This is a genomic window from Reyranella sp., assembly GCF_050185545.1.
Lineage (GTDB): Bacteria > Pseudomonadota > Alphaproteobacteria > Reyranellales > Reyranellaceae > Reyranella.
Genome location: NZ_JBFWZI010000067.1, coordinates 26,755 through 35,533, shown reverse-complemented (window position 1 = coordinate 35,533; position 8,779 = coordinate 26,755). Strand labels below are relative to the sequence as shown.

Annotated in this window: 6 protein-coding genes; all 6 read left to right on the top strand. The window is 66.3% G+C overall.

What is annotated here, in order from left to right; genetic code table 11:
- On the top strand, nucleotides 1–3,160 hold a 3,160-nt coding region (locus AB7O82_RS18835), incomplete at its 5' end, for a malectin domain-containing carbohydrate-binding protein (protein ID WP_428619932.1).
- A gap of 223 nt (nucleotides 3,161–3,383) precedes the next feature.
- Nucleotides 3,384–4,145 carry an FkbM family methyltransferase gene (locus tag AB7O82_RS18830; RefSeq protein ID WP_428542610.1) on the top strand — a complete coding sequence of 254 codons (762 nt, stop codon included), beginning with the start codon at nucleotides 3,384–3,386 and terminating at the stop codon, nucleotides 4,143–4,145.
- Nucleotides 4,146–4,380: 235 nt separating this feature from the next.
- Nucleotides 4,381–4,833 (top strand): hypothetical protein, encoded by a 453-nt coding sequence (locus AB7O82_RS18825; protein WP_428542613.1) that lies wholly within the window; start codon nucleotides 4,381–4,383, stop codon nucleotides 4,831–4,833.
- Nucleotides 4,763–5,560 (top strand): response regulator transcription factor, encoded by a 798-nt coding sequence (locus AB7O82_RS18820; RefSeq protein WP_428542616.1) that lies wholly within the window; start codon nucleotides 4,763–4,765, stop codon nucleotides 5,558–5,560. The genes AB7O82_RS18825 and AB7O82_RS18820 overlap by 71 nt, the downstream gene beginning before the upstream one ends.
- Before the next feature lie 67 nt (nucleotides 5,561–5,627).
- Nucleotides 5,628–7,103: a sensor histidine kinase gene (locus AB7O82_RS18815; RefSeq protein WP_428542619.1), complete on the top strand. Its 1,476-nt coding sequence runs from the start codon at nucleotides 5,628–5,630 to the stop codon at nucleotides 7,101–7,103.
- 73 nt (nucleotides 7,104–7,176) lie between these two features.
- Complete coding sequence (locus AB7O82_RS18810) at nucleotides 7,177–8,640, top strand: mannose-1-phosphate guanylyltransferase/mannose-6-phosphate isomerase (RefSeq protein WP_428542622.1); 1,464 nt, start codon at nucleotides 7,177–7,179, stop codon at nucleotides 8,638–8,640.
- Nucleotides 8,641–8,779 lie beyond the last annotated feature (139 nt).

The following is an 8,779-nucleotide window of genomic DNA, read 5'->3' as shown; positions in this document are numbered from 1 at the left end:
GACCCTGTCGAACCCGTCCTCCGGCCTGACGATCGACGCGAACTCGGCCACTGCCACGATCCTGAATGACGACGCATCGGTTTCCGTCGCCGCCCAGTCAGCCCTCAAGACGGAAGGCAACAGCGGCGGCACGGCGTTCACCTTCACGGTGACGCGGACCGGCGACACGAGCGGCAGCGCGACGGTGAGCTACGCCGTGACCGGCAGCGGCAGTGCCCCGGCCAACGCCGCCGATTTCGCCGGCGGTGTCCTGCCGGCCGGCAGCGTGAGCTTCGCCGCCGGCGAGACGTCCAAGACCATCACCGTGAACGTGGCCGGCGACTCGGCCGTCGAAGCGAGCGAGGGCTTCACCCCGATCCTGTCGAGCCCGTCATCGGGCCTGGCGATCGGCACTGCCTCGGCGACGGGCACGATCGTGAACGACGACGCTTCGGTTTCCGTCGCCGCCCAGTCCGCCCTCAAGGCGGAAGGCAACGGCGGCGGCACGGCGTTCACCTTCACGGTGACGCGGACCGGCGACGCGAGCGGCAGCGCGACGGTGAGCTACGCCGTGGCCGGCACCGGCAGCGCGCCGGCCAATGCCGCCGACTTCGCCGGCGGCGTTTTGCCGGCCGGCATCGTGAGCTTCGCCGCCGGCGAGACGTCCAAGACCATCACCGTCAGTGTGGCGGCCGACTCGGTCGTCGAAGCCAACGAGGGCTTCACCGTCACGCTTTCCTCGCCCGTCGGCGGCACCATCGGCACCGCCAGCGCTACCGGCTCCATCCTCAATGACGACGGCACCGCCAACCAGCTCGTCAAGGCTGTGAACGTGGGCGGTGGGCAGGTGACGGCGAGCGGCGGCACGGTGTTCGAGGCCGATTCCGGCCCCGCCAGGGGCGCAGCCGAGAGCCAGACCTTCGCCACGACGGCGGCGATCTCGGGCACGACCGACGATGTGCTGTACCAGGACGAGCGCTGGATTCCAGGAGGCAGCTACACCTACGAGGTGCCGGTGACCAACGGCACCTACAGGGTCGACCTGCTGCTGGCCGAGATCTATTCCGGCATCACCGGCGCGGGCCAGCGCGTGTTCGACATGGCGCTGGAGGGCCAAGCCCTGGCGTCGCTGCAGAATATCGACATCTTCAGCGAGGTCGGCGCCAACGCCGCGTTCACGATCAGCCAGCAGGTGACGGTGAGCGACGGCTCGCTGTCGATCCAGGTCGGTCCGGGCAGCGCGGCGGCGGGCAACGTGGAGAACGCCAAGCTGAACGCGTTCGCGGTCTATGCGGTGAGCGCGCCACCGTCGGCGACCCTGTCGATCGCGGCAGCGATGGCCAGCCAGAACGAGGGCAACAGCGGCAGCACGGCGTTCACGTTCACGGTGACGCGGACCGGCGACACCAGCGGCAGCGCGACGGCGAGCTACGCCGCGGCCGGCACCGGCAGCGCGCCGGCCAATGCCGCCGACTTCGCCGGCGGCGTTTTGCCGGCCGGCATCGTGAGCTTCGCCGCCGGCGAGACGGCCAGGACCATCACCGTGAACGTCGCAGGCGACCTCACGGTGGAGCCGTCCGAGACCTTCACCGTCACCCTTTCCCCGCCCAGCCCAGGCTCGACCAGCACCACGATCGGCACCGCCAGCGCCGCCGGCTCGATCCTCAACGACGACAGCGCCGGCTCGAGCCAGCTCGTGACGGCGGTGAACGTCGGCGGTGGGCAGGTGACGGCGAGCAATGGCGTGGTGTTCCAGGCCGATCCCGGTCCCACCACGGGTGCCGCCGCGAGCCGGCTCTTCGCCACGACAGCGAGCATCTCGGGAACGACCGACGACGCGCTGTACCAGGACGAGCGCTGGACGCCGGGTGGCAGCTACACCTACGAGGTAGCGGTTGCCAACGGCACCTACAGGGTCGACCTGCTGCTGGCCGAGATCTACTGGGGCATCACCGGCTCGGGCCAACGGGTTTTCGACATGGCCCTGGAAGGCCAGGCCCTGGCGGCGCTGCAGAACATCGACATCTACAGCCGGGTCGGCGCCAACGCCGCGCTCACGATCAGCCAGCAGGTGACGGTGAGCGACGGCTCGCTGTCGATCCAGGTCGGTCCGGGCAACGCGTCGGCGGGCAATGTCGAGAACGCCAAGCTCAATGCCTTCGCGGTCTATGCGGTGAGCCCGTCGCCATCGGCGACCCTGTCGATCGCCGCCGCCGAGGCCGGTCCATCGTCCAACCCGGCAATCGGAACCGCTTCAGCGACAGGCACGATTCAAAACGACGATGTCGCCCTTCCGGTCGCCGCACACGACGACGCCTACATCGTTCTCCAGGGTCAATCTCTTTCGGTCGCCGCTGGCGTTCTTCTGAACGACGAGAATGCCTCCAGTGCCACCGAGCTTGGCGGCCCCGCACATGGCACCCTGGATATCACGGCGGGCGGCGAATTCAGCTACACCCCCGCCCCCGGCTATTTCGGGCTCGACAGCTTCTCCTACAACGCCGGCAACGCAGGCAGCACGGATGACGCCCAGGCTTTGCTCTACGTAGTCCCGGTGTCGACCGGGCCGACGACCACCTTGAACCTGACGGCGCTGTCGGTCGACGAGCTCGTTGCCTCGACCTACGTTGCCTTCTTCGGTCGCGCGGCGGACGCGGGCGGATTCGATTTCTGGACCGATGAGTTCCTGCTCGGCATGTCCAGCCAGACCCCGGCCGGGCTGTTCGCCAACATCGCAAGCTCCTTCGGCATCAGTGCCGAGGCCAGGGCGCTGTATCCCTTCCTGGATCATCCCTTCGACGCAAGCGACAGCGAGATCGGATCGTTCCTCGATACGCTCTACAATAATCTGTTCAATCGATCCGTGGATGCCGGCGGCCTGGCGTACTGGACAAGCCAGATCAGGCAAACATTGGCGGCGGGTGAATTTGTCGGATCGGTGCTGATCGAGGTAGTCGGCGGGGCTCAGAACAATGGTCCCACGCAGGACATCACCACGCTCATGTCTAAGGTAGCCGTGAGCCTTCACTACGTGCACCTGCAGGAGCAACACGGCACCATCTGGTCGGGCGCCAACGATATTGCGGCCGCTGCCGCGCTGATGGATGCGGTCACGAGCGACCCTCACACCCTGCTCGCAGGCATCCGTACTGCCGACGGTCTCATCGCCGCGCATGCGTGAAAGCCTGCACCGAGCGCCTCGACAAGCCTGACCGGCATCGTAGTCTTCTCAGGGCCTGTGATGAAACAACGCCCTGTTTCACGAGATGAGTGCGCTCGGCTGAACAGATTGCGTATGGCAGATGCTGTACGGTTCCCAGTTTGGCATCACTGATTAGTCACACCGGCCATCGCCTTGCCATCCTAGAGTTCCGACCCTTCGAAACTGGGACGGAACAGCACTCATGATCGGCGCGGTGGATGAGCCGGCGCGCGCCACGAGTCGGTTGGCGGCGCGCGTGAAGGATGCCCTGCGTCCGCTCGCAGCGGCGCTGCCTCAGCTCTCGGCTCTCCCCTCGTGGCCCCGCTCGATGCGGGTCTTGAAGCATCACGGGTTCTCGCCCGCGAGCGTCTTCGACATTGGCGTCGCCTATGGCACGTTTCCCCTCTATCGGGCCTTCCCCGACGCCTTCTATTACCTTGTCGACCCGGCGAAAGAGTCGCTCGCCTACATGCAACGCCTGTCCGGCCAGTTGCGCTGCGAGGTCCATGCCGTGGCCCTGGGCGATCGCGACGGCGAGGCCGACCTCGAGGTCAGGGCAGACATCCAGGAATCGACCCTGCTGGGCGAGATCGGTCCGCGCAGCGTCCGGCGCATGGATCGCGTGCCACTGCGCCGCTTCGACAGCCTGTTCACGCGGATTGCCCGTCCGGCGCTGTGCAAGATCGACGTCCAGGGAGCCGAGCTGATGGTGCTCTCGGGCATGACCGGCCGCCTCGCCGAGATCGATGCCCTGGTGATCGAGACCAGCACGATCGCGACCGTCGTCGGTGGCGCCGAGGTCGAAGGCGTGGTGCGCTTTCTCGGTGACCACGGCTTTTGTCTCGCCGACATCGTGGGGCTGCGCCGCCGACCGCTCGACGGAGCAACGGCGCAGCTCGACCTGCTGTTCATGCCGCGACATGCCGCGCTGTTTCGCGATCGCCGATGGGCGGCGACGCCTTAGTGCGATAAGGGACGATCCAGTTCCGACACGTGTCTCGAGGGCAACCGTGCGACGTGTTGTCCGTTGTTACGGTGGGATGCAACCCGTTCCCGAGACGTACCGTTTAGCATTTACGCGAAGCGGTGCCTCACGCGGTCCGCGTTGCCTGGGAAGTCAGATGAGAATGCGGAACATTGTGAAGCACACAGTAGGGCTTGGGCTACTAGTCTTGTCCGGGTGCGACGCGATGCAAAGCATGCGCAACGACTTCTCACGGCTGACGTCGATGCCGATCCCGAGTCTGCTAGCTCGCGCGGCTCCGGAACGCCAGGCCGCTGCCCGCCCCCGCAGCTCGTCGACGAGCTCGACGCCTTCGACTTCCGCCAAGACCATATCGGAGGACCCGCCCATCGCCCCCAGCTCGACTGCCAGCACGCCCCCTGATCCGCCTGCAGTCGCCCTCGCCGGAAAGAGCGAGGCCGAAATCCGGGCAATGCTCGGGACACCGACAAGAGAGGAGGATCGCTCACCCGGCAAGCAATGGCGCTACCGGGACGGACAATGCACCTACGACGTCCAGCTCTATCGCGACGTTCGGACGAAGCAATTCGGTACACTTGGTTACGAGGTGAAGAGCGATGACAGCACCAACGACGGAAAGCGTCTCTGCATGGCCCGGCTCCGCTCGCGCGTTCAAGCCGGCCAGTAGCCCTGCTGCGGAGGGGAGAACGCGCATCGCATTCGTCGAGGACGACGACGAGTATCGCGAGGCCGTGAGCGGCGAGCTCACGGACTACGGATTCGACGTCACGACGTTCTGCGATGGCACCGCCTTGTTCGAGTCGCTGACCCAGCGCGACAACGTCGAGATCATCGTGCTCGACTGGAACCTGCCGAGCGGGTCCGGCATCGACCTGCTGCCACGCCTGCGCAAGAGTGGAATCGCCCGCCCCGTCGTGTTCCTGACCGGGCGCTCGTGTCGCGAGGACGAGAAGCTGGCCTTCGATCGCGGCGCACTGGACTTCGTCGACAAGGCGCGTGGCGTCCCCATCCTCGCGCATCGCCTCAGACTGATCGCCGCCTCGCTCAAGCGTCCTGCCGAGCCGGCGCCCGTCGACAACTACCATTGTGGCCGGCTGCTGCTGAAGCCGAGCGCAAGTCGCGCTTACTGGGACGATGTCGACGTCAATCTCACGGTCACCGAGTTCAAGATCGTCCATCTGCTCGCCTCCAATGTCGGCAGATACGTGACCTATCGGGCGGTGTACGACGCCATGCACTACGTCGGCTTTATCGCGGGGAGCGGTGAAGATGGCTATCGAACAAACGTCCGCTCCTGCATCCTACGAATTCGAAACAAGTTCCGGGAAATCGATCCCGGATTTGCCGAAATCGACAATTACCAGTCCTTCGGATACCGCTGGGGCAAGTCCTAAACCACCCGGGCGCAGCTGGCGGCGAACGCTTCGGCAGTTCGCCGCCTCCCTGACCCTGAAGCTCGTGATGCTGGTCGGCGTCTTCATCGCCCTGCCGATCGTGCTCTACTCGCAGTTCGAGAGCGCCGACCGGCAGACACGCGACCTCGTGATTCGTGCCATCCAGGATCGCAGCCGCCTGATCGCCATCGCCCTGGTGCCGATCCTCGAGGACAGCGAGGCGGAGACCCGTTCGCGTCTCAACGAGGTGCTCGCCAAGTACGACAGCAATGGCACGATCCTGAAGCTGATGTTCCAGCCCGCCGGCGAGCGCGCCGATGGGCGGTTCTATTTCGTGGCCTCGGCGCCGACCGTCACTGCCGAGGATGTCGTCGCCGACCTCGACGAGCTTGCCAGCCGCGGCGTGCTTCAACGCCTGTCCGATGCCTGCCGGCAGGACGTCGCCAACGAGATCCATTATCGGCGGGCCGGCGGCACCCAGATGCTGACCTCGATAATCCCGATCCAGACGCCCGATGGCTGCTGGGTGCTGACCTCGACCCAGACGACCTCGGAGTTCCTCGACACCTCGATCGGCCGCCCGTACTGGCAAACCCGCGAGATACGCATTGCCGCGGTGATCTATCTCTTCGTCGCCGCCGTTGCCCTGCTCGTCGCCGTCAGCTTCAGGATCACCCTGCGCCGCTTCCGCGACGTCGCAGCCGAGATCAGTCAGGGCCGCATCGGCGACTACGCCTTCAGCCATCGCAATGTCGTTCCCGAACTGTCGAGCGTGGCGCGCGACTTCGACAAGCTGGTCCACGACCTGCGCCGCGTGTCGCAGCAGATTCGCGAGTCGGCGGAGGACAACGCCCACTCCTTCAAGACTCCGCTCGCCGCCATGCGCTCGGCGCTCGAGCCGGTCCGTCGCGCCGTCCCCGGCGACGATCGCAGAGCCTGCCGCGCCCTCGAGATCATCGACGCCTCGGCGGCCCGCCTGCTCGATCTCGTGACCGCGGCGCAGCGCTACGACATCAGCACGGCAGACCTCATCGATGCGCCACGCGTCCCGACCGATCTCACCCAGGTCGTCGCCGACGCCGCCCTCGACCTTCGCGAGCTGCTCGCGAGCAGGGACGTCAGGCTCGTTCGGCGCCTCGAGGAGCGGGCGATCGTGTGGGCCGGACGAGGCATGCTGGAGACGGTGCTGCAGAACATCCTCGAGAACGCCATCAGCTTCTCGCCGCGCGGCGGCACCATCGTCGTGACGCTGACCATGGATCGCGACACGATCGATCTGCAGGTCGACGATGACGGGCCCGGCGTCCACCCCGCCAAGATTGGCAGCATCTTCGAGCGCTACTATTCGTCGCGACCGCACATACCGTCCGATGCCGATCGATCACCGCAACATTCCGGTCTTGGCCTGTGGATGGTGAAGCGCTACATCGAGGCGTTGGGCGGGCGCGTCGAAGCCGGCAATCGCAGCGGCGGTGGCTTTTCCGTGACGGTGACCTTGCCGCGCAACGCCACTGGCCCGTCCGCACTGCGAATCACAAGTTGATCACTGGGCGCTGTCGCGCACCTTGCCTAGCTTCATCCGACCCCCGGCGTCGCAGTTGGAGCACACGTAGGCCATGGACACGGTTGCCAGCCTGTCGAAATTCCACGAGGAAGGGTCGGCCCAGATCCATCCGGTCGTGCTGTCAGGCGGCGCCGGCACGCGGCTGTGGCCGCTGTCGCGAGCGTCCTATCCCAAGCAGCTTCTGCAGCTCGTCTCGGAGCGCTCCATGCTGCAGGACACGGTGGCGCGCAATCTCAACGACGTAGGCTTCGCCGCTCCTCTCGTGGTGTGCAACGAGGGGCATCGCTTCCTGGTCGACGATCAATTGCGCCAGATCGGCGTCACGCCGCAGGCGATCCTCCTCGAGCCGTTGGCCCGCAACACCGGCCCGGCGATCGCCGCGGCGGCGCTTTGGCTGCTAGCGCGCGATCCGGAGGCCATGATGCTGGTGCAGCCGTCCGACCACATCATCGCCGCGCCAGAGGCCTTCCATGCCGCCGTGATGCGCGGGCTGGCAGCGGCCCAGGCGGGCAACCTGGTCACATTCGGCATAACACCGGATCGGGCCGACAGCGGCTACGGATACATCCAGGCCGGCGAGACCCCCGGCGGAATCGACGGCGTGCTGGGTGTCGAACGCTTTGTCGAGAAGCCGGACCTCGCGACGGCGCAGCGCTTCGTCGAGAGCGGCGCCTTCTTCTGGAACAGCGGCATCTTTCTCATGAACGCCCGGACGTACATAAGCGAGCTCGCGCGCATCAACCCGGCCATGCTCGAGGCCTGCGAGGGCGCGATTCGCGACGGCAAGCAGGATCTCGCGTTCTTCTGCCTTTGTGCCGACACCTTCTCGAAGGCGCCTTCGCTCTCGATCGATCACGCGGTGATGGAACACACGAGCCTCGCCGCCGTGGTGCCGGTGGACATGGCGTGGAGCGACGTCGGCTCGTGGCCGGCATTGCGCGGCGTCGCCGCCTCCGACAGCGACGGCAACGTGCTGCAGGGCGACGTCCTCGCCCATCGTGTGCACAATTCCTACATCCGCAGCGAGGGTCGGCTGGTTGCTGCGGTCGGCCTGGACGACGTCGTCGTCGTTGCGACCCACGACGCCGTCCTGGTGGCCGATGCCGGATCGGCCAGCGAGGTGTCCGGCGTGGTCGCAGCGCTGCGCGAGCAGAATCGACCCGAAGCCCAGCAGCACGTCGTCTGCCACCGGCCGTGGGGAAACTACCGCACGGTCGATGCCGGCGACCGGTTCCAGGTCAAGCGCATTACGGTCAAGCCCGGCGAAAGGCTGAGCCTGCAGAAGCATTACCATCGCGCCGAGCACTGGGTCGTGGTGTGCGGCACGGCGATGGTGGAGTGCGCCGGCAAGCAGGTCCTGGTGAGCGAGAACGAGTCATTCTACATCCCGATCGGCGCCGAGCATCGCCTCGAGAACCCGGGCAAGGTGCCGCTCCAACTCATCGAGGTGCAGTCGGGCACCTATCTGGGCGAGGACGACATCGTGCGCCTGTCGGACAGCTACGGACGGTCCTGACACGGCAGGTGTCTCGGAATGGTCACAGCGAAAGTGTCGGGCCAGACGTTATGTCACCGGGGATTGCCGTCCCTCGCCGACCGCGGCGGAACCAGAATCGGCGATCGACGTACGAGCGATCGCCTTTGCGAAGGTGATA

Coding starts and splice junctions, on each gene's coding strand:
- AB7O82_RS18830 (WP_428542610.1), top strand. CDS start 3,384: ATGATCGGCGCGGTGGATGAGCCGGCGCGCGCCACGAGTCGGTTGGCG.
- AB7O82_RS18825 (WP_428542613.1), top strand. CDS start 4,381: ATGCGCAACGACTTCTCACGGCTGACGTCGATGCCGATCCCGAGTCTG.
- AB7O82_RS18820 (WP_428542616.1), top strand. CDS start 4,763: ATGACAGCACCAACGACGGAAAGCGTCTCTGCATGGCCCGGCTCCGCT.
- AB7O82_RS18815 (WP_428542619.1), top strand. CDS start 5,628: ATGCTGGTCGGCGTCTTCATCGCCCTGCCGATCGTGCTCTACTCGCAG.
- AB7O82_RS18810 (WP_428542622.1), top strand. CDS start 7,177: ATGGACACGGTTGCCAGCCTGTCGAAATTCCACGAGGAAGGGTCGGCC.